19 protein-coding genes are annotated in these 21750 nt (G+C 65.9%); 12 read left to right on the forward strand and 7 right to left on the reverse strand.

Annotation, left to right across the window (positions count from 1 at the left end):
- Positions 1-123: 123 nt before the first annotated feature.
- The 5 genes from AWC25_RS21000 (at position 124) to AWC25_RS21020 (ending at position 8575) form a co-directional block, all read left to right on the forward strand.
- Positions 124-1278 carry an NAD-dependent formate dehydrogenase gene (locus AWC25_RS21000; RefSeq protein WP_085167492.1) on the forward strand — a complete coding sequence of 385 codons (1155 nt, stop codon included), beginning with the start codon at positions 124-126 and terminating at the stop codon, positions 1276-1278.
- Between the two features lie 113 nt (positions 1279-1391).
- Positions 1392-2879 carry a catalase gene (locus AWC25_RS21005; protein WP_069398935.1) on the forward strand — a complete coding sequence of 496 codons (1488 nt, stop codon included), beginning with the start codon at positions 1392-1394 and terminating at the stop codon, positions 2877-2879.
- Positions 2876-4207, forward strand: coding sequence for an NAD(P)/FAD-dependent oxidoreductase (locus AWC25_RS21010; RefSeq protein ID WP_085167494.1), 1332 nt, complete (start codon positions 2876-2878; stop codon positions 4205-4207). Before AWC25_RS21005 ends, AWC25_RS21010 begins: the two co-directional genes overlap by 4 nt.
- Before the next feature lie 123 nt (positions 4208-4330).
- Positions 4331-5596, forward strand: a complete 1266-nt coding sequence (locus AWC25_RS21015) for a hypothetical protein (RefSeq protein ID WP_069398937.1) — start codon at positions 4331-4333, stop codon at positions 5594-5596.
- A gap of 195 nt (positions 5597-5791) precedes the next feature.
- On the forward strand, positions 5792-8575 hold the full coding sequence (locus tag AWC25_RS21020; protein WP_085167495.1) for a helix-turn-helix transcriptional regulator: 2784 nt from the start codon (positions 5792-5794) through the stop codon (positions 8573-8575).
- A 31-nt stretch (positions 8576-8606) separates the two neighbouring features.
- Here AWC25_RS21020 and AWC25_RS21025 read toward each other — a convergent pair whose 3' ends face one another.
- On the reverse strand, positions 8607-9959 hold the full coding sequence (locus tag AWC25_RS21025; RefSeq protein ID WP_069398939.1) for a salicylate synthase: 1353 nt from the start codon (positions 9957-9959) through the stop codon (positions 8607-8609).
- A gap of 387 nt (positions 9960-10346) precedes the next feature.
- On the opposite strand from AWC25_RS21025, the gene AWC25_RS21030 reads away from it, so the two are divergent.
- Positions 10347-10553: a hypothetical protein gene (locus tag AWC25_RS21030; protein WP_044506990.1), complete on the forward strand. Its 207-nt coding sequence runs from the start codon at positions 10347-10349 to the stop codon at positions 10551-10553.
- A gap of 285 nt (positions 10554-10838) precedes the next feature.
- A complete protein-coding gene (locus AWC25_RS21035; RefSeq protein ID WP_069398940.1) occupies positions 10839-12074 on the forward strand; it encodes a sodium-dependent bicarbonate transport family permease in 1236 nt (411 codons plus the stop codon).
- A gap of 5 nt (positions 12075-12079) precedes the next feature.
- On the opposite strand, the gene hemW is transcribed toward AWC25_RS21035, so the two are convergent.
- The gene (hemW, locus tag AWC25_RS21040; protein ID WP_085167497.1) at positions 12080-13252 is read right to left on the reverse strand and encodes a radical SAM family heme chaperone HemW; all 1173 of its coding nucleotides are present in this window, start codon (positions 13250-13252) and stop codon (positions 12080-12082) included.
- A 339-nt stretch (positions 13253-13591) separates the two neighbouring features.
- Here hemW and AWC25_RS27895 point away from each other — a divergent pair, with 339 nt between their 5' ends.
- The 5 genes from AWC25_RS27895 (at position 13592) to AWC25_RS21065 (ending at position 17346) form a co-directional block, all read left to right on the forward strand.
- A complete protein-coding gene (locus tag AWC25_RS27895; RefSeq protein ID WP_368026538.1) occupies positions 13592-13648 on the forward strand; it encodes a hypothetical protein in 57 nt (18 codons plus the stop codon).
- A 112-nt stretch (positions 13649-13760) separates the two neighbouring features.
- Positions 13761-15440: a nitrite/sulfite reductase gene (locus AWC25_RS21050; RefSeq protein ID WP_085167501.1), complete on the forward strand. Its 1680-nt coding sequence runs from the start codon at positions 13761-13763 to the stop codon at positions 15438-15440.
- Entirely contained in the window at positions 15437-16183 is a 747-nt protein-coding gene (locus tag AWC25_RS21055) for a phosphoadenylyl-sulfate reductase (RefSeq protein WP_069398943.1), read from the forward strand. Before AWC25_RS21050 ends, AWC25_RS21055 begins: the two co-directional genes overlap by 4 nt.
- Positions 16173-16967, forward strand: a complete 795-nt coding sequence (locus tag AWC25_RS21060) for a sirohydrochlorin chelatase (RefSeq protein WP_085167503.1) — start codon at positions 16173-16175, stop codon at positions 16965-16967. Before AWC25_RS21055 ends, AWC25_RS21060 begins: the two co-directional genes overlap by 11 nt.
- 49 nt (positions 16968-17016) lie before the next feature.
- A complete protein-coding gene (locus AWC25_RS21065) occupies positions 17017-17346 on the forward strand; it encodes a hypothetical protein (RefSeq protein WP_069398944.1) in 330 nt (109 codons plus the stop codon).
- A gap of 4 nt (positions 17347-17350) precedes the next feature.
- Here AWC25_RS21065 and AWC25_RS21070 read toward each other — a convergent pair whose 3' ends face one another.
- From AWC25_RS21070 to AWC25_RS21090, 5 genes are all read right to left on the reverse strand, one after another.
- On the reverse strand, positions 17351-18421 hold the full coding sequence (locus AWC25_RS21070) for a sulfate/molybdate ABC transporter ATP-binding protein (RefSeq protein WP_069398945.1): 1071 nt from the start codon (positions 18419-18421) through the stop codon (positions 17351-17353).
- 15 nt (positions 18422-18436) lie between these two features.
- Entirely contained in the window at positions 18437-19255 is an 819-nt protein-coding gene (gene cysW, locus AWC25_RS21075; protein ID WP_069398946.1) for a sulfate ABC transporter permease subunit CysW, read from the reverse strand.
- On the reverse strand, positions 19252-20115 hold the full coding sequence (gene cysT, locus AWC25_RS21080; RefSeq protein ID WP_069398947.1) for a sulfate ABC transporter permease subunit CysT: 864 nt from the start codon (positions 20113-20115) through the stop codon (positions 19252-19254). Before cysT ends, cysW begins: the two co-directional genes overlap by 4 nt.
- Positions 20116-20162: 47 nt before the next feature.
- On the reverse strand, positions 20163-21200 hold the full coding sequence (locus tag AWC25_RS21085) for a sulfate ABC transporter substrate-binding protein (RefSeq protein ID WP_069398948.1): 1038 nt from the start codon (positions 21198-21200) through the stop codon (positions 20163-20165).
- Between the two features lie 309 nt (positions 21201-21509).
- On the reverse strand, positions 21510-21704 hold the full coding sequence (locus AWC25_RS21090) for a hypothetical protein (protein WP_069398949.1): 195 nt from the start codon (positions 21702-21704) through the stop codon (positions 21510-21512).
- Between the last annotated feature and the right edge of the window lie 46 nt (positions 21705-21750).

Below are 21750 nucleotides of genomic sequence, written 5' to 3' on the forward strand. Positions count from 1 at the left end.
CCGGCTGCTGCCGCGGGTAGTGATCGGTTCTCTGTATGACGTAAGTGCTGCTCTATCTTGGACTTTCGATTTGACGGTGCCAACACTGGAATTTGCCATTCAAGGAAACCCGAAGGAGGAGTGATGGCTAAGTGTGTGATGGTGTTGTATCCCGACCCGCTGGGTGGATATCCGCCCAAATATGCGCGCGACAGCATCCCAGTTATCGACAGCTATCCCGATGGCAGTTCGTTGCCTACCCCGTCCAAGATCGACTTCACACCGGGCGAGCTGCTCGGCTGCGTGTCCGGCGCGCTGGGGCTACGGAAATTCTTCGAAGAGAACGGCCACGAGTTGGTCGTGACTTCCGACAAGGACGGCCCGGATTCGGAATTCGAGCGCGAACTGCACGACGCGGACATTGTCATCTCACAGCCATTCTGGCCGGCATACATCACCAAGGAGCGCTTCGCCAAGGCGCCGAACCTGAAGCTGGCATTGACGGCCGGCATCGGATCCGACCATGTCGATCTTGACGAGGCGCGGGCCCGGGGGGTGACGGTCGCCGAGGAGACGTGGAGCAACAGCGTCAGCGTCGCCGAGCACGCGGTGATGCAAATCCTGGCACTGGTGCGCAATTTCGTTCCGTCCCACCAATGGATAACCGATGGCGGATGGAACATTGCGGACTGTGCCGAGCGGGCCTACGACCTGGAAGGCATGGATGTGGGTGTGATCGCGGCCGGCCGGATCGGGCGGGCGGTGCTCGAACGCCTCCAATCCTGGGGGGTTCATCTGCACTACTTCGACATCCACCGATTGTCGCCGGAGTTGGAAAAGCAGCTGGGAGTCACCTACCACCCCGACGTCGAATCTCTGGCGAGGTCCGTCGATGTGGTGTCGATCCATTCGCCATTGATCTCCCAGACGCACGGCATGTTCAACGAAAAGCTGTTGAAGTCGATGCGACGCGGCTCCTACATCGTCAACACCGCGCGCGCCGAAGAGACCGATCAAAAGGCCATTGTCGCGGCGTTGGAAAGCGGTCAATTGGCCGGTTACGCCGGCGATGTCTGGTTCCCGCAGCCACCTCCCAAGGACCACCCGTGGCGGACGATGCCCAACAACGCGATGACGCCGCACGTGTCCGGCACCACGTTGTCGGCTCAGGCCCGGTATGCGGCCGGTACCCGCGAGATTCTCGAGGACTGGTTCGCCGGCAAGCCAATTCGCTCGGAGTACCTGATCGTCCAAGGCGGCAAGTACGCCGGCACCGGAGCGGCGTCCTACGCGCAGTAGACGCCGCCGGAGTCGGCGGCGCGGCTTCCGTATACCGCCCGCCGACTCCGGGTGCCCGGCCCGCCGCCGACAGGCGTCGGCGGCTCATCGCACCGCAGTGAGGAGAGCCCGATATGACTATTCACCACACCACGACTGACGCGGGAGCGCCGGCTCCCAGCGACGAGCATTCACTGACGCTGGGGCCCGACGGCCCACTGCTGATGCAAGACGCCTACCTCATCGAGGTGATGGCGAACTTCAACCGGGAACGTGTTCCGGAACGGCAGCCGCATGCCAAGGGCGCCGGTGCCTACGGCCGTTTCGAGGTGACCAACGACGTCAGCGCCTACACGCGTGCCGCGGTGTTTCGGCCCGGCGCCGTCACCGATGTCTTTGCCCGGCTGGCGGGAAACGTCGGCGAACGGGGCAGCGCCGACACCCTGCGTGACACCCGCGGCTTTTCGGTCAAGTTCTACACCGACGAGGGGAACCTGGACATCGTCGGAAACAACGTCCCCGTCTTCTTCATCCGCGATCCGCTGAAATTTCCCAGCCTGATCCGCGCCGCCAAGCGCCGCGCCGACAACGAACTGCACGACAACAACATGCTGTGGGACTTTTGGACGCTTTCACCCGAGTCGGCCCACCTGGTGGCGCTGGTCATGGGCGACCGTGGCATCCCCCGAACGTTTCGACACATGAACGGCTACGGCCTGCATGCGTTCAGCTGGATCAACAGCGCCGGGGAGATCCACTGGGTCAAGTACCACTTCAAGTCAAACCAAGGCGTCGAATGGTTATCGCAGCAAGAAGGCCAGCACATGGCGGGCACCGACCCGGATTGCTGTCTGCGGGACCTGTACGAATCGATCGCCGCCGGTGACTACCCGAGCTGGTCACTGAAGGTGCAAATCATGCCCTTCGAGGACGCGAAGACCTACCGCTTCAACCCGTTTGACGTCACGAAGGTGTGGCCGCACTCCGACTATCCTCTCATCGACGTCGGTGTTCTGACCTTGAACCGCAACGTGACCGATCACCACAGTGAAGTGGAGCAGGCGGCTTTCGCGCCCAGCAATCTGGTGCCCGGCACGGGGCTCAGTCTGGATCGACTCCTGCTCGGCAGAAGCTTCGCCTACGCCGACGCCCATCGAAACCGTATCGGCGTCAACCACAACCAGTTGCCGGTGAACGCGCCGAGGGTCGCGGTGCATTCGTACTCCAAAGACGGCCGAATGCGGTTCGTGCCTGCCACCGACCCCGTCTACGCACCGAACTCGATGGGTGGTCCCCGCGCCGATGCCTACCGGGCCGCCGAAGTGCGTTGGCGTGCCGACGGGGAGATGGTGCGCGCGGCAATCACGCGCCACGCCGAGGACGATGACTGGGTTCAAGCCCGCACCCTGGTGCGCGACGTGATGGATGCCGGCGCTCGAAACAGGCTGGTAAACAACGTTATTCAGCACGTCAGCCAAGGTGTGCAAGAACCGGTGCTGTCGCGGGTGTTCGACTACTGGAAAGCCATCGACCTCGAGACCGGCCAGCAGATCGAAGCAGGCGTGCTTGCCAACCTCCACCCGTCAGCGACGCCCGCACCGAGAATGGAGAACGCACGATGACCACACCACCGAGGCAGAAGACATCCGTGGTGATCGTCGGTAGTGGCTTCGTGGGTTTCGGGTGTGCCCGCCGCCTAGCGCGACGGCTCCGCAAGCTCAAAGCCGACGTCGAGGTGACCATCGTGTCGCCGGTGGACTACCTGCTTTACACACCACTTCTCCCCGATGTGGCCGGCGGCCTGGCCGACGCGCGCTCAGCCACCATCCCCCTGGCGGGCATGCTTCCCGGGGTGCGCCATGTCCGTGGACATGTCGAAACCGTCGACTTCGAAGACCGCACTTTGACCTACACCGGTCTGGACCAGAGTCGTTCGAAACTGTCTTGGGATCGGCTGGTGCTAGCGCCCGGATCCGTCACCCGGCTCTTCGATATTCCGGGATTATCCACCTACGCCCGGGGTTTCAAGTCCACCGCCGAAGTACTGTACCTGCGCGACCACGTCCTCGAACAGGTGGAACTGGCCAATCTCGAAGACGACCCCGAGGCCGCACAGGCACGCCGCACGATCGTGGTGGTCGGGGCATCGGCCACCGGGACCGTGCTGGCCGGAACGCTGCGCGCGGTGGCCGACGCCGCCGCTGGACAGCTGGGCTTCGATCCGGCCGACATCAAGATCCTGCTGATCGACCTCGCCGCACAGGTCATGGTCGGGTGGCCGGACAAGCTCAGCACCAAAGCGCGCCAATGCCTGGAAGATCGCGGCATCGATATCCGACTAGGCACCAGCCTCAAAGAAGTAGCGGCCGACTCGGTGCAATTGACCGATGGGACGCGTCTCGGCACGCACACCGTGGTGTGGGTCGCCGGGGTGACAGCGGCACCCCTCGTCGACAAGCTGGGCCTACCAACCGAACACGGCCGACTTACGGTGCGCGCCGACTTGACCGTGCCGGGCCTTACACACGTATTCGCCGCCGGCGACGCGGCAGCCGTGCCCGACCTGACCCGGCCCGGCAAGGTGGCGGCACCGACCGCCCAGCACGCGATTCGTCAAGCCAAAGTACTGGCCGACAACGTGCTGGCAAGCCTGGGGCACGGCACGACAAGGAATTACCGGCACCACGACATGGGAATGGTGTCCGACCTGGGCCCGTCGCACGCCGTCGCCAACCCCTTTGGCGTGCAGCTGGCGGGACGCCCGGCCAAGGTGCTGACCCGGCTGCAACGCCTGTGCTCCATCCCCAGGGCATTTAACCGACTGCAAGCGGCGTTCGCCTACACCGTGGGCGCCGCCTCGCCACGAACACTGGTTTCGTTAGGCCTGGCGACCCAGGGGGACGCGAATTTTGCCACGGCCGAAGGCATTCCGCTGCCCACGAGGACCTGAGCACCGCACGACCGAGCCGCTCACGGGGCCCGCGGCACCGGGCCGACACGTGCACGCCCGAGTGGCACAGCACGAACCACAGCACCATCCAATCCTTTTCGCGTCGCAACGTTTGGAGTTTCGGTGACCGACAACGTCCCGCACCAGACCACCGCCACCACGGTGGTACGCCCGCTAGGTGCATTGGAGCGGCTCTTTTACCGCTACAGCGAACGCAATCCGTCGCATTTTGCGATCGTGGCCGAGTTCGACGAAGTGCTAACCGAGGATCGGTTGCGCGCCGGGTTGGCCGCCGCCCAGCGGCGCCACCCGTTGTTATCGGTCCAGGTCGAGGACCGGCCCCGGCTTCGGCTGTGTTTCGTACGGACCACGTCCGCGGCACCCATCCCGCTGACCGTCACCCGGGGCACGGCATGGCGGGCGGCCGCGGCCGACGAACTCACCAGACCGATCGACCGGGCACACGCACCGCTGATACGAGCGCGGCTGCTGCAGGGCGACTCGAGCAGCACCTTGATCCTGACCTTCGACCACACCATCGCCGACGGCATCTCCTCGGTGTTGGTGCTCAACGACGTCGTCACCGCGCTCAATGGCGGCGCGCTGGCGGACCTGTCCACGCCGGCCCCCGCCGGGCAGTTGATCGCTCGCGCGGTGGCCAACGCCGCACCGCCGGACACCGGCGCACCGCCGATTGACCCACGGATGGCGACGCCCGGCCTCATCCGGCCCTTCGACGGCGCCCTGCCCAGGGTAGATACCGCGGACCTCGCGGATCCCGACACCGCCCGCCTGGTCCAACAGTGCCGGTCCGAACACACCACGATGCACGCGGCGGTTGTGGTCGCGATGTGCCGTGTACGTGCCGCGGAGCGCGACACCGACTTTGTGCGAGTGCTGAACCCGATCAGTTTCCGCGCGCTGATCGAAGCCTGGCACGACTGCGCGCTTTACATGGTCACCATCCCGGCGGGGCTCGCGGTGCGGGCCGGGACATCGTTTTGGGACCAGTCGCGCACGGTATCGGCACAACTGCGAGTGGCCCGGTCCGCGGCGGGGATCGGCATGGCATCGGCCGCCATCGAACAAGCAATAACCCTCGACGCCGGAGCCGACGACGCCGAGAACCTCGTCGTTCAAATGTGCCCGGCAGAGATGACCGCAACGAATCTCGGCGTGCAGAACCTCGAGGGCGTCGGCCCGCTACGACCAGCGGCGGTATGGGGACCGGTAGTCCTGAGCCAAACCGACGACGAGTATGTCACCGGCATCACCACTTACGAAGGTCGCTTACGGATGGTTACCTGTGGCTACGGGGTGCCGAGCGCGTTCTCGAGTCGCGTCGCGGAGGTGTTGGTGGCCGCGGGCAGGGGACGTCTGGATGGGTAGTGCACCGGCCCGGCCCGGAGGGGCCGCCTGCCGATCCTCTCCTCGCGCGGGCGACCGACGGTCGCCGGGCGGCGCCGGCCTCACCTGAGCCGCTGCTCTCGAGCGCGCGCCGACGCAACGCGAGGTATATTCGTGCGCATCAGCTGCCACGTCCCGCGGGTAGCGCACCTTCCTTCGCAGGTCAAGAAACAGGACATGGATTCCGTGGCAGAGCATGTCGGCGCGGAGCAGCCCATCATCGGCCGCGAGTCGGAGCTCGCCGCCATCACAGAGTTTCTGGCCGCCTCGTCGGAACGCGGTGGTGCGCAGCTGTTGGTGGGGCCCGCCGGAGTCGGCAAGAGCAGACTGCTGGAGGAGGCCAGTCGCATTGCCGCGGCATCTGGATCGCGGGTGATCGCGACCACGGGCGTGGAGTTTGAGGTCGGTCTGGGCTACGCGGGATTGAACCGTCTGCTCGCCCCGCTGCGAGCGGAGTTTGATTCGCTCGATCCGCCGCACCGGCAGGCACTCGAGGTTGCGCTGGGGTATGCCTCCGGCCCGCCGCCGCTGCCATTGCTGGTATACGGGGCCACTCTGACACTGCTCGAACATATTTCACGCCGGCAACCGGTCGTCGTCATCGTCGACGACCTCGCATGGCTGGACGAGGCCAGCGCGAAAGCGCTCGTCTTCGTGGCACAACGGGTAACGGGAACGCGAATTGCCTTTCTCGGCGCAACGCGTGACATCCTGCAACCGTCGATGCGTAGCCATGCCATTGCCAACCTGATCGTGCAGCCACTGAACGACGACCAGTCCGAACTGCTGATCGACCGCAGCGACCCACGACTCGCTCACGCCGCACGACACCGCATCTTGCAACAGGCGCAAGGCAATCCGCTGGCGATCCTGGAACTCAGCAGGGTGGTGCGCCAGTTGCCCGCGGGCGTCAGCGGGGCGTCACACCACATTCCGTTGAGCGACCGTCTGAAAGAGTCGTTTTCGTTCCGGATGTCGGATTTCGCGGAGGTGACCAAAAGAGACCTTTTACTGCTCGCCCTGGACGGGCGCGAGGACCTGGGAGTCCTCAAGCAACTCCAGGTCGCCTTCGACGAGCTGCTGCCGGCCGAGCGCGCCGGTCTTATCGTCATCAACCAGGAACAGTTGTCGATCAAGTTCTCCCATCCGCTCATCCGAGCGGCGGTGATCGAAGAGTCCAGCGCTGAAGAACGCAGATCCGCCCACCTCGCGATAGCCGAGGTGCTGATCGACGAACCCTTCAGACGTGCTTGGCATCTCGCCGACGCAGCGGTCGATGTCGACGAGACCACGGCCGACCTGCTGGAGCGATCCGCTCACGAGGCGCTGCGACGGGGCGACGCATATGGCTGCGCGCGGGCCTTCGTGCGCGCCGCCGGCCTGAGCCCGAATCTGACCGATCGCCGACGCCGACTCGCCCAGGCCGCCTATCTCGAGGCCGAAGTGATCGGTGAGCCCATCGATGCATCCGACCGTCTCGAAGATTTCCGCAATCTTCCTGGACGCGAGGCTGGTTCGTTGCACGCCGCGGTCGCGACGGCGGTCGTCTACGCCGACAATGGCGGCGACTGCGGCTCGGCACACCGCCTGATCGAGACCGCTATCAACGAGGGCTCGCATGGGTGGAGCGTGGCAGACCCAGAACTGGTCGAGGCGTTCTTCACCTGGTTCATCATCTGTTGGCAGGCCGGGATGCCAGCCTATTGGGACAGCTACTTCGCAGCGCTGGACAGACTCGAACCCAGTTGTCCCCCGGTGCTTTCCGTACTGTCACGCGCCTTCGCCGATCCGGTGCGGCTGGGGCACGGTGTCCGCGACGAACTCCAGGCTTTGATGGGCACAGAGCTTGACGACGCCGACCCGATGACGATCGTACGGTTGACCACCGCGGCCGTATACGTCGATCTGCTCGCCGCCGGCCGCCGACCAACCTGGCGTCTGATCGAAGACGGCCGACACGGGCAAGCGCTGAGAACCTACTTCCGAGCGCTGATGGTGCAGTGTCTGGACGACTTCGCATCGGGACACTGGACGCGCGGACAGGAACTCGCCGATGAAGGCCTGACCGCCAGCAGAAACACGGCCCTGACATCGAGCTGGTATTTCGTCTATGCCGAAGCGCTCTTTGCTGCGGTGCGAGGCGATGTAACCGAGGCAGGCAGGTGGGCGGCGGAGCTCGAGCAAACCACGCTGTCGCGTGAAGCGTTCGGTATTCACCGCCTCGCCCATCACGCACGCACACTCGTGGCGGAGGCGCAGCAAGACTGGGAGAGTGCGTATCGGCACGCGGTGGCGTTGAGTCCACCCGGAACATTCCAGCGCTACTCGGCCGACGCGTTGTGGGTTGCCTATGATCTCGTGGAATCGGCCGTCCGAACCGGACGGCATGCGGAAGCGGCCGCACACGTGCGGGCACTCCAACAGCTCAAGATCGCTGACCTATCTCCCAGGCTGGCCTTACTGGCTCACGGGGCTGCCGCTCTCGTCGACGAAACATCCAGCAGCTTGCCAACTTTCGAGAAGGCGCTGGGCAGTACCGACAGTGCTGCATGGCCTTTCGACTACGCGCGGGTACAACTCGCATACGGCAGCCGCTTGCGTCGGGAACTGCGCCTCAAGCAGGCCCGAGCCGTTCTGCACTCGGCGCTGGCCACCTTTGAGACCATCGGCGCGCGTCCCTGGGCGTTGCGCGCGCGAAACGAGCTGCGCGCCGCCCGCGAAAAGGTCGGAAGTCCTGAGGTTTTGCCGTCCCTTACGCCGCAAGAGTGGGCCATCGCCGAACTCGCGGCCGGCGGGCTGTCGAACAGGGAAATCGGTGCCCAACTGTACCTGTCGCCGCGAACGGTCGGCGGTCACCTCTACCGGATCTACCCCAAGCTCGGCATCACCAGCCGCGCCGCGCTGCGCGACGCGATCTCGGCGCTGCGCGACATGCCCGAACCCAACACACTTGAGTGCTAACACGGGTGGCGCTTTCAGCGCCTACTGGACGTCATTGCCGCTCGATGAGATAGGGCGCGAGGGTGGAGAGCTTCTCGCAGGTTTCCTCGAATTCGCGGTCAGCGCTTGACTCTTCGATGATCCCCGCTCCCGCACGCAGCCACGTCCTGTCGCCCGACTCGTAGGCGGCCCGCAACGTCAGCGCCGCGTCCAGTGCACCGTCGGCCGAAACCGACACCACCGCACCGGAATACAGCCCCCGAGGTGTCTCATCCAGACGCAGGATTGCCTCGACACCGGCGCACTTCGGAATGCCCGACGCGGTGACCGCCGGGAACAGCGCTTCCAGCGCGTCCATCCGGTCGCTGGACGGGCCCAACCGACCGCTCACCGTGGAGCCCAGGTGCTGCACGCTGCCCCGCTCCCGCACGGTCATGAAATCGGTCACTGCGGCCGTTCCGGGTTCGGCGATCTCATTCATCTCCTGCAGCGAGCTGCGGACCGAGATAGCATGCTCGACAATCTCTTTCGAGTTCGACTCCAGGTCGTCTCGGGCCTGGCGGTCATTGGCGGCGCCGCGACCCAGCGGCCTGGTGCCGGCCAGCGGTTCGGTGATCACCTCGCCGTCCCGGCGGACGGCGGTGACGAGTTCGGGGCTGTAACCCAGCGCCCGGATTCCGCCCAGCCGCAACAAGAACGACCGCACCGGCGTGTTGTGCCGACGGCCGAGTCGGTAGGTGGACGGAAAGTCCAGCGTGAAAGGCACTTCCACGGAGCGGGAAAGAATCACTTTTTGGTATTTGCCGGTCGAGATCTCGCTGACGGCGTCGATGACCCGACCGCGGTAGTCGGACCCGTCGGTCGTGATATCGATGTCGCGGGTCTCGCGCAGGCCGGGCACCCCGTCGCGCAGCACCTCGAGCACGACTTCCCGATGGTTCTCGGCAGCATCGCGCAGCGCAATCCCCTGGCGTGTCACCACGATTCGAGAGCGCGGCCACAACAGTCGGGCCAGCGGCGTACCCGGCGTCAGCCGTTGTCCCAATCCGTAGCGGTAGACCCCGAATTCGAAGGCGATCCAACCGTAGAGCTGCTGGGTCTCCAACAACAGACAGTCGATCGCCTCCCCGAGCACCGCGCCCGGCCGGCCGGACCACTGTTGGCGCTTTGTCACCCCGTCGCGGACGACCCGAAGCTCGTCACTGTCCAATTCGATCAACGCGTGCGCACCGCTGGCCAGCACCCATTCACCGGCGTTCTCGTAGAGCAGGTACTCCTCGCCGAGGCGCTCCGGCACAGCGGATGCCAGCGCGGCGGCCAAGTCGGCCGGGTCGACATCCGGCGGAATCGGGATCGAGGGCAACGTAACGCCTACGGGACTTGTCTCGACGCTGGCATCGGTCACAGTAAGTAAATGTAGCCTAACCTATGAAAGTACCCAACTAGCAGGTGCGCGCGTTGGCCTCTTAGCTGGTAGTGCCCGATTCGGGGGTTCGGGCACCCCGCCCGTCGTTGCAGCCCCGCGGGGAAGCACTTAGCCGGGCCGACATTCGGCACTTCTGCACCTGCGCCTCCCCGGCGTTGAGGACTAACATGACCTCAGCTCTTCAGACGTTGCTGTTGGGCAGCCGGCGACTCGGCGGGGCCTGCCCCCCTGTTACACGGTGCAGATAGGCCGGGCACGCGGCGGCACCAGGCCGGCACGGCAGCGACGAGTGGAGGCGCGTCCAGACTTCATCCGACCGGGTTAGGGATCAAACAGCTAACTCCTCCATCGATCGAGAGGAACCATATGTTCGTGATCAGGCTCGCGAACGGCGAAGAAGTCCAGGCATCGGAGGGCGACGAACTCGAAATCAATCAGGAAACCGGCGTACTCACGGTTTCCCGGGTCGACGGGTTCGAGGAAATTACCACGCATTATTCGCCGACGGCATGGCTATCGGTGACACATCGCAAACGGGGCGCGGGCGTGCGGCCCTCCCTGATTTCCGGCTGAATGCCGACACTCCCCACCTCCCAGCACATGCACAGGTAATTCACACCCGATTCACGCTAATCCGGGCGCACCCTGTCCCACCTGCATCGCGGTGACCACGGGTTTTATTGGGCCCGCTTAATTCACCGCCAAGCCGCAAAGCAGGCGATTTGCGGGGCATCAGACGAGTGGCGGAGCGACACCGGCAGCGTTAAATTTTGCACGGCCTTCGGGATTTTCGTGCTCGCCCCCACCGCTCGCGGACGGTGCATTCCCCGGCCGGCGGACGAATGAAGAGAGGCACCAATGCTGCACGAGTTTTGGCAGAACTTCACCCACAACCTGTTCAAACCACTTCTGCTTTTCTTCTACTTCGGATTTCTGATTCCGATCTTGCGGGTGCGTTTCGAGTTTCCCTATGTGATCTATCAGGGCCTCACGATGTATCTGCTGTTGGCCATCGGCTGGCACGGCGGTGAGGAACTCGCCCAGGTCAAGGCGTCCAGCGTCGCGGCGATCGTGGGATTCATGGTGCTGGGCTTCGTGCTCAACTGCGTGATCGGCGGGCTCGCGTATCTGCTGCTCGGCGTGATGACCAACCTGCGCCGCATCGACCGGGCGACGATCGGTGGCTACTACGGATCGGATTCCGCCGGAACGTTCGCCACCTGCGTGGCCGTCCTGGCCGCCACCAACATCGCGTTCAACGCCTACATGCCGGTGATGCTGGCCGTGATGGAGATCCCCGGCTGTCTGGTGGCGTTGTACCTGGTCGCCCGGCTGCGGCACCGGGGTATGGACGCGGCCGGCAACATGGTCGACGAGCCCGGTTACGCGGCCGTGAAGGTCGGCATCGGGCCCGGCACGGCTGCTCGGCCTCCGCACGGCCAGAGCCTGGAGGCCGAGCACACGCGAGGCATCGAGGACGAGCTCGAGCTCTCGCTCGAAAAGTCCGACAATCCGGAGGACTTCGACGAGATCGTCCGCCCGCCCGCCGGCAAGAAGCCGTCGATCTTCTCCCGCGAGCTTTTCCAGGAAGTCTTCCTCAACCCGGGTCTGGTGCTGCTGATCGGCGGCATCGCGATCGGGCTCATCAGTGGGCTGCAGGGTCAGAAGGTCGTCCAGGACGACGACAAGTTCTTCGTTCTGGCTTTCCAGGGCGTGCTGTGCCTGTTCCTGCTCGAGATGGGCATGACGGCGTCGCGCAAGCTGAAGGACTTGCGGAAAGCGGGTCCGGGGTTCATCGTCTTCGCCCTGGTTGCCCCGAATGTCTTTGCGACACTGGGTATTTTCGTGGCGTGTTGCTACGCGAGCCTGACCGGTGCCGACTTCAAGACCGGCACCTACGTGTTGTTCGCGGTGTTGTGTGGAGCGGCGTCCTATATCGCCGTCCCCGCGGTGCAGCGCCTGGCCATTCCCGAAGCGAGTCCGACGCTGCCGTTGGCGGCGTCGCTGGGTCTGACGTTCTCCTACAACGTCACCATCGGCATCCCGCTGTACATCGAGATCGCCCGCCTCATTCAGCACTGGGTCGGCGTCTGACGCCGTCACCCCAACAGGGTTCGCACCACCCCGTCGGCCAGGAGTCGGCCGCGCGGGGTGAGGACCAGCCGGTCGCCGTCGGCCACCAATAGGCCGTCGGCGACAACGGCTTTGGCCCGCTCCCGTTCCTCGGCATTCAGACCAGAAAACGGAAGGCCTTGTCGCAGGCGGGTTTTCAACAAGACATCCTCGGTGTGCCGCGCTTCGGCGTCGAGTTGTTCGAAACCCGCGACCGGCAGCACCGAACCGGCCAGCGCCTCGGCGTAGGCGTTGGGATGCTTGACGTTCCACCACCGCGTCGTGCCGACATACCCGTGCGCTCCGGGACCGGCGCCCCACCACTGGCCACCGTTCCAATAGCCGAGGTTGTGCCGGCACTCCCCGCCGGGCCGTGACCAGTTGGACACCTCGTACCAGGTCATCCCGGATTCGGACAGTCGTGCGTCGACCAGCTCGTAGCGATGCGCCAGCACATCGTCGTCCGGCGCGGGCAGCTCGCCGCTGCGGACCCGGCGCGCCAGCGCCGTCCCCGGCTCGACGAGCAGCGAGTACGCGGACACGTGATCGACCCCCGCCTCGACAGCGGTATCCACCGAGCGCAGCAGATCCTCGTCGGTTTCACCCGGGGTGCCATAAATCAGGTCAAGGCTGACGTGTTGGAAGCCTGCGGCCCGCGCCTCGCCCACCGCCGCGGCCGCCCGCCCCGGGGAGTGCACGCGATCCAGCGTGGCCAGCACGCGCGGCGAAACCGACTGCATGCCCAGCGACAAGCGGGTGAATCCGGCGGCCCGGATCGCGTCGAAGAACTCCGGCCATGTCGACTCGGGATTCGCCTCGGTGGTGATCTCGGCCTCCGGCGCCAGCGAGAAGTGCTCGCGCACCAGATCCAGCAGGGCGGCCAGGCGCGCACCGCCCAGCAATGACGGCGTCCCACCGCCGACGAACACCGTGTTCACCGTCGGCGCGGTCAATCGCGCGGCGGCCAGCGCCAATTCGGTGCCCAGCGCCTGCAGCCACGCGTCCGGATTGACGCCGCCCAGCTCGGCCGGTGTGTAGGTGTTGAAATCGCAGTAACCGCATCGCGTGATGCAGAACGGCACATGCACGTACACCCCGAACGGGTGCCCGGGATCATGCTGGACGTCGGGTAGCTCGACCGGGGCCGTGCGCAAAGCCATGCCAAATGATCCCACGACGTGCCCGGGCCGCTGGCGGTCGCGAGCTGGCGGTGGTGAGCAAACTCACCCGGTGCGCCGCGGGATTGTACGAGCCGACGACCCACCGCGCGCGCCGGACGCGACCGGCGCCACGCGCGCCGCCCGCCGGCCGATTAGCCACGTCAAACGCACCGACCCCGTTCTCTCAGGCGTTTCTCGGTTTTGTATGCCGGATTACCCAGGTTTGCTGGGTAGTTTTCTTCGCCATGAGGAGAAATTCGGGCTGGTGGCGTGACCCGGCTGTATCCATGGCACAATGGGCGCGTGACCGCCGCCCAGCCCAGCTCGCGCATTGCGCTCGTGGCGCGTCGGCACATCGATCTCAAGCGTGTCTGCAGCTGTAGCTGTCCGGCTTGATCTCGTAGACCCGCCCACCTGTTCGTCCAGCTGGCGCCGGATCTGCGCCTGCCAAAGCTAAACCGGTGAGTCGCGCGTCCACGCCTGCACAGCCCCCGAAGGAGACCTTCGAATGACCACAGCCCGTCCCGCTGCCCCCGACAAAAAGACTCGGAGTGAGGGCCAGTGGGCGCTGGGAGATCGTGCGCCGCTTAACCCCAACGAGGAAATGAAGCAGGCAGGCGCTCCGCTGGAAGTGCGCCAACGCATCCTGGACAGCTACGCCAAACAGGGCTTTGACAGCATCGACAAGAGCGATCTTCGTGGCCGTTTTCGCTGGTGGGGCCTCTACACCCAACGCGAGCAGGGCTACGACGGCTCCTTCACCGGCGACGACAACGCCGACCTGTTGGAAGCCAGGTACTTCATGATGCGGGTGCGCTGCGACGGCGGAGCGCTGTCCACCGCCGCCCTACGCACCGTCGGCCAGATCTCCACCGAGTTCGCTCGCGACACCGCCGACATCTCGGACCGGGAAAACATCCAGTACCACTGGATCGTGGTGGAAAACGTCCCCGAAATCTGGCGGCGGCTGGCCGAGGTGGGCCTGCAGACCGCCGAGGCGTGCGGCGACTGCCCCCGCGTGATCCTGGGCTCCCCCCTTGCCGGTGAATCGCTCGACGAGGTGCTCGACCCCACCTGGGCGATCGACGAGATCGTGCGCCGCTACATCGGCCAGCCCGAGTTCGCCGACCTGCCGCGCAAGTACAAGACCGCGATCTCGGGTCTGCAGGACGTCGTGCACGAGGTCAACGACATCGCGTTCATCGGCGTCAACCACCCCGAGCATGGGCCCGGCCTGGATCTGTGGGTCGGCGGCGGGCTGTCGACCAACCCGATGCTGGGCCAGCGGGTCGGCGCCTGGGTGCCGTTGGCAGAGGTGCCGGAGGTGTGGCACGCGGTGACGTCGATCTTCCGCGACTACGGGTACCGGCGGCTGCGGGCCAAGGCGCGGCTGAAGTTCCTGATCAAGGACTGGGGCATTGCGAAATTCCGCGAGGTCCTCGAGACCGAATACCTGAAGCGACCGCTGATCGACGGCCCGGCCCCCGAACCGGTCGCGCACCCGATCGACCACGTCGGCGTGCAGCGCCTCAAAAACGGGCGCAACGCCGTCGGCGCCGCCGCGATCGCCGGCCGGGTGTCGGGCACCATCCTGACCGCGGTGGCCGACCTCGCCGAACGAGCCGGGTCCAACCGGATCCGGTTGACGCCTTACCAGAAGCTGGTCATCCTCGACGTCCCCGACGACAAGGTTGACGAGCTGACCGCCGGGCTGGACGCGCTGGGTTTGCAGACCCAACCGTCGCACTGGCGCCGGAATCTGATGGCGTGCACCGGTATCGAATTCTGCAAGTTGTCGTTCGCCGAAACCCGGGTCAAGGCACAGTCTTTGGTGCCCGAACTGGAGCGACGGCTCGAGGACATCAACTCGGTGCTCGATGTACCGATCACCGTCAACATCAACGGCTGCCCGAACTCGTGTGCGCGAATTCAGGTCGCCGACATCGGCTTCAAGGGCCAAATGGTCGACGCGGGCGACGGGAGCCTGGTCGAGGGCTTCCAGGTGCACCTGGGCGGCAGCCTGGGGCTGGACAGCGGATTCGGCCGAAAACTGCGCCAGCACAAGGTGACCAGCGACGAGTTGGGCGATTACATCGACCGGGTGGTGCGCAATTTCGTCAAGCACCGCAACGAGGGAGAGCGGTTCGCGCAGTGGGCACTTCGCGCCGAGGAGGGCGACCTGCGATGAGCACCACATCGACGACCCGGCGGACCGAAGAGGAACTGCGCGAGATAGCGGCCCGCGGCGCGGCGGAACTCGACGGCGCCAACGCCGAGGAGCTGCTGCGCTGGACCGAGGAGAACTTCGGCGGTGTCAACGGCCCCCGAGGCTGGGCGACGTGCAACTACGTGGTGGCCTCCAACATGCAGGACGCGGTGCTGGTGGACCTGGCGGCCCGGGTGCGCCCCGGCGTGCCGGTGCTGTTCCTGGACACCGGTTACCACTTCGTGGAGACCATCGGCACCCGTGATGCCGTCGAATCCGTTTACGACGTACGGGTTCTCAACGTCACACCGGAACACACGGTGGCCGAGCAGGACGACCTGATGGGCAAGGACCTGTTCGCCCGCGACCCCGGCGAATGCTGCCGGATGCGCAAGGTGCTTCCCTTGGGCAGATCGCTGGCCGGATATTCGGCCTGGGTGACCGGACTGCGCCGCGTCGATGCACCCACGCGCGCCAACGCCCCGCTGATCGGCTTCGACGAGGCGTTCAAGCTGGTGAAGATCAACCCGCTGGCGGCATGGACCGACGAGGACGTGCAGAACTACATCGACGAGCACGATGTGCTGGTCAATCCGCTTGTCTACGAAGGCTATCCGTCGATCGGTTGCGCACCGTGCACGGCCAAGCCCGCGGCGGGTGCCGATCCGCGCAGCGGCCGCTGGCAGGGCCTGGCCAAGACCGAATGCGGGTTGCATGCGTCGTGACGGGCCGCCGGCGATGCCGACCGTAGCGAGACGGGGCCCCGGCCGGCTAGCGGGGACGAGTAATGACACCAAGCCGGCCCTCCTGCTGACCGCACACGGAAGCAAGGATCCGCGCTCGGCGGCCAACGCGCGCGCCGTGGCCGAAGCGGTGTCGTGTCGGCGGCCCGATCTCGACGTGCGGTTGGCCTTCCTGGATCACGACTCGCCCAGCCTGGTCGACGTGCTCGCTGCGCTCGAGGGCCCGGCGGTCGTGACGCCGCTGTTGCTCGCGAACGCCTACCACGCCCGCGTCGACATCCCCGCGCAGATCGCCGATTGCGGTGCGGCGCAACGTGTCCGGCAGGCACCCGTGCTCGGCGAGGACGACCGGCTGGTGTCGGTGCTGCGCCAGCGGGTGACCCAGTTAGGACTGTCGCGTCTGGATGACGGTATTGGTGTGCTCGTGGTGGCGATCGGCACGTCCGACCTGGCGGTGAACGCGCGCACCGGCAGGGTCGCGCCAAAACTGTTGGCGGGCACCGCGTGGGTTGGAGCAACCACCGCATTCGCCAGCCAGCAGGAACGCTCGCTGGCCGAGGGATTGGGCAGGCTGCGCCGGCAAGGCGCCCGGCGCGTGGCCATTGCGCCGTGGTTCCTGGCGCCCGGACGGCTACCGGATCAGGTGCAACGCTTCGCCGACAAGACCGGCATACGCATGGCCGCCCCACTCGGCGCGCACCGATTGGTGGCTGAGACGGTGCTGGATCGCTTCACCGCGGCGGCCGTCGAACGGGCCGCGGCCTGACATGATCGACCCGGCGACGGCGCGTCGCCGCGCGCACTAGCATGACGCAATGGGTGACCGCGGCACGCACGGGCTCGCCGAACACCTCGCCGGCCTGCCTCATTTCCACGTCATCGCCCAGAACCGGAACAACGAGATCGTCTACAGCGACGGGCTGACCTGGCCGGGCGCCGAAGGATTCTCCGCCGACCTGATCGCGCCCGCGCCGGGCGCGCCGGTGCCTGAGGTGGAACTCGAAGCGGTGTGGATCGTCGAGGCCGACCCGCGCTGGTGCCCGCTGGCGCACGGCGACGACACCGCGGCGCCGGACGAGGAGGCGGCCGCGGACTACCTGCAGCGGTCCACCCAACAGCCGCCGTACTGGTCGGCGTTGCCCTGACGGATCAGGCCGACGTCAGCGTGGTCTGGTTCCGGTCGGCAGCGGCGGTGGGCAATGCGTCCGCCACGATCGGGGGCACCCGGGTGGCGCGCACGTAGACGGTGTCGCCGTCCTTGAGGGCCAGCGCCTCGGCGTCGCCGCGGGTGATCTGCGCGGTGAACGCCCCGCCGGTGGCCGCGCTGGTCAACTCGACACGCACCTCGAACCCCAACGCCACCACGCGCTCGACCGTCGCGCGCACTACCCCGATGGAATCGGCGGTCCCGTCGCCGCCGGCGATCGCCATCTCGGGGTTGCGCCCCACCCGAATGTCGTGCGGGCGCACCAGGCTGCCGTTGAGCTCGGAGACCGCCCCCAGGAACGACATCACGAACGCGTTCGCGGGCGCGTCGTAAACCTCGGTCGGCGACCCGACCTGCTCGATGCGGCCCTTGTTGAGCACCGCGATCCGGTCGGCCACATCCAGCGCCTCGGCCTGATCGTGGGTGACCAGCACCGTCGTGACGTGCACCTCGTCGTGCAGACGCCGCAGCCAGGCCCGCAGATCTTCGCGGACCTTGGCGTCCAGCGCGCCGAACGGTTCGTCGAGCAACAGCACCTGGGGATCGACGGCCAGGGCCCGCGCCAGCGCCATGCGCTGGCGCTGACCGCCCGAGAGCTGATTGGGGTAGCGGCCCTGAAAACCACTGAGGCCCACGACCTCCAGCAGGTTGTCGACCTTCTCCTTGATCTCGGCCTTGGGGCGTTTGCGGATCTTCAGCCCGTACGCCACGTTGTCGCGCACCGTCATGTGCTTGAACGCGGCGTAGTGCTGGAACACGAAGCCGATGCCGCGCCGCTGCGGCGGCACCCGCGTCACGTCCCGGCCGTTGATCGTGATGGTCCCGGTGTCGGGCTGGTCGAGGCCGGCGATGGCGCGCAGTAGCGTCGACTTACCCGAACCGCTGGGGCCGAGCAGTGCCGTCAACGACCCCGCGGGCACGACGAAGTCCACGTGATCGAGTGCCACGAAATCGCCGTACCGTTTGTTGGCATCGCGAACGATGATCGCGTGGTCGGTCTTGCTGGCGGTCATATTCGTGTCTCCTTGTCAGGCAGCCTTGTTCGCGCGCGCTCGGCGGATGTCGAGAAGCACCTGGACGATCAGAACGGCCACGGCGACTCCCATCAGCAACGTGGACAGTGCGTAGGCGCCGTACTCGGCCCCGCGGTTATAGCGCTCGGACACCAACAGCGTCAGGGTTTGCGATTTACCGGGCAGGTTCGACGACACGATGGTCACCGCGCCGTATTCGCCCAGCGTACGCGCGATGGTCAGCACGATGCCGTACGTCAGTCCCCACCGGATGGACGGCAAGGTGATCCGCCAAAACGTTTGCCACCAACCCGAACCCAATGTGGCGGCGGCCTGCTCTTGATCGGTGCCCAGCTCGTGCAACACCGGTTCGATTTCGCGGACCACGAAGGGCAGCGTGACGAAGATGCTGGCAAGAACTATGCCCGGCAGGCCGAAGATGATCTTCAGTCCGAGGTTCTGCTCCACGAAACCGAACGCACCGGCCGATCCCCATAACAGAATCAGCGCGACACCCACGATCACCGGCGAGACGGCGAACGGCAGGTCGATGATCGCCTGCAGGACACCCTTGCCCCGGAACCTGCTGCGCGCCAGCACCAATGCCGTCGGGATCCCGAACAAAACATTGAGCGGCACCACGATGGCCACCACCAACAACGACAAGTCCAGCGCGGATTGTGCCGCCGGTGTGCTCACCCAGTCATAGAACTGGCCGAACCCCGGCTCGAACGTGCGCCACAAAATCAGCGCCACCGGGACGATCAGCAGCACGAAGATGTAGGCCAGGCCGACATAGCGGATAAGATAACGCGCCCAGGGCAAGGACCTCACGAGGCCGCCTCCTCCCGCCGCGCCGCACGCGCGGCCACGATGCGCAAGACGAACAGCAAGACGAATGAAATCAACAGCAGCACAATGGAGATCGCTGCGGCACCGGTACGGTCGTCGTTCTCGATCAAGGTGCGTATCCATTGCGACGACACTTCGGTCTTGCCCGGCACCGCCCCGCCGATCAGGACCACCGAACCGAATTCGCCGATCGCCCGCGAAAAGGCCAGGCCCGCACCGGACAACAGGGCCGGCAGCAGCGACGGCAGGATGACGGAGGTGAAGATCTTCGGGCCGCTGGCTCCCAGTGACGCCGCCGCCTCCTCTGTTTCGCGTTCGATTTCCAGCAACACCGGTTGCACCGCGCGCACCACGAACGGCAACGTCACGAAGGCCAGCGCCACCGCGACACCCCACGCGGTGTGCTGCAGGTGCAATCCCACCGGGCTGTTGTTGCCGTACAGCGCCAGCATCACCAAGCTGGCGACGATCGTGGGCAGCGCGAACGGCAGGTCGATGACCGTGTCGACCAGTCGTCGTCCGATGAAGTCGTCGCGCACCAGGATCCAGGCGATCAGCAGCCCGAAGATCGTGTTGACCACGGTGACCCCGACGCTGATGGTCAGCGTCACCCGGAACGAGTCCACCGCGGCGTGCGAGGTGATCGCCAGCCAGAAGGCGTGCCAGCCGCCGCCCGCGGCTTGCCACGCGATCGCCGCCAACGGCAACAGCACGATCACCGACAGCCACACCGTCGCCACCCCGACACGCAGCGACGTGCCGCTACCGCGCCGGAACGGCCGGGGCGCCGGCTGGTCGGGCGCGTCGGGTTCGACCGCCGTCGCGCCGGTACTGGTGCCCACGGAGGGCCCCAAGGAAGGACCCAAGGAAGGACCTAAGGAGGGAGAAGTCATCCGGTGGCCTTCGTATAGATCCGGGTGATGCTGCCGTTGTTCTTGTCGAACAATTGGGGATCCACCGTGGCCCACCCGCCCAGGTCGGCGATGGTCCACAGTTTGGCCGGCACGGGGAAGTCGGCCCGGAACTGGGCGGCGACCGCGGGATCGACCGGCCGGTAACCGGCTTGCGCCCACACCGTCTGCGCCGGGGCGGTGTATTGGAAGTTCTTGAACGCCGTCGCGGCATCTAGGTGCGCGCTGGTGGTCACCACTGCCACCGGGTTCTCGATCTTGAAGGTCTGCTTGGGGATGACGTGTTCGACCGGTTTGCCCGCCCGCTCCGCGGTGATGGCCTCGTTCTCGTAGCTGATCAACACGTCACCGCTGCCCTGGACGAAGACGTCGGTGGCTTCACGTCCCGATCCGGGCCGCAGTTTAATGTGCTCCCGGACCAGTTTGGCGACGAAGTCGATGCCCGCCTGGCTGTTGCTGCCGCCGTCGCTCTTGGCGGCGTACGGGGCGAGCAGATTCCATTTGGCCGAACCCGAACTCAACGGGCTGGGCGTGACGACCTCCACGTCGGGCCGCAACAGGTCGTCCCAGTCCTTGATGTTCTTCGGATTTCCCTTACGCACCACCAGCGCCACCACCGATCCGAACGGAATGCCTTTGGTGGCATCGGTATTCCACTCCTTGGACACCTTGCCCGCCTTGACCAATCGCGTGATGTCCGGCTCGACGGAAAAGTTGACCACGTCCGCGGGCTTGCCGTCGACCACCCCGCGGGACTGGTCACCGGAGGCGCCGTACGACGTGATCACCTGCACGCCCTTGCCCACGTCGGAGGCGTTGAACGCGGGAATCACCTTGCTCCACCCGGGTTCTGGCACCGAATAGGCCACCAGGGTGATGGTGGTGCGCGCGTTGGCCAACCCGCCGCCACCCACGACGTCGCTGGGGCCGGGGCTGCAGGCAACGACGACCGCCGCGATCGCGGCGAGCGCAAACAAGGGCCGCCAGCGCGGTGCGCTGTCGTTGTCGTTACGCATCAACGGCCTTCCGGTGCGGGCTGGTGGGGTATCTGTCCCGATGCTGCGGAAAGGCCTTGGAAGCGTTAGGAGAACTCGCGAATTCCCTACCAAACCGCGCGCGGGTGGTAGTCAGCGACAACAGTGCACGACGACATCACAGTCCGGAACCGCGGCTGTCGTGGGCATGGCGCGAAGCCTAACAGGAATTCGCTGGCCCGCCAGCGGGCCGGCCGCGCCTGGAGCCTCAGTGGATCACTATCCACGCGACGATCACCAACACCACCAGCGTGACGAGAATCAACGTCACATGAGACCGGGGCATGCCGGTTACCTGGGCGTCCCGTCGATCCGACGGCCCCGCCGCATCAGCTCGATGCCCTTGCCGAGCGCGGCGTCCAGCAACATCGCCGTGAGGTAGGCGACGGCCAGCACGACGGGCATCACCACCATGGCCTGCAGCACAAAGGGGAGCCCGGAAATCCACAGCTCGTTGCCGTCCCACCAGTTGAGGAACCCGTTCATCGGGCCCACCCTATTCGCCCTGCCGCCGGAAACACCAATATGTCAG

Source organism: Mycobacterium sherrisii, assembly GCF_002102355.1.
Classification (GTDB): Bacteria; Actinomycetota; Actinomycetes; order Mycobacteriales; family Mycobacteriaceae; genus Mycobacterium; species Mycobacterium sherrisii.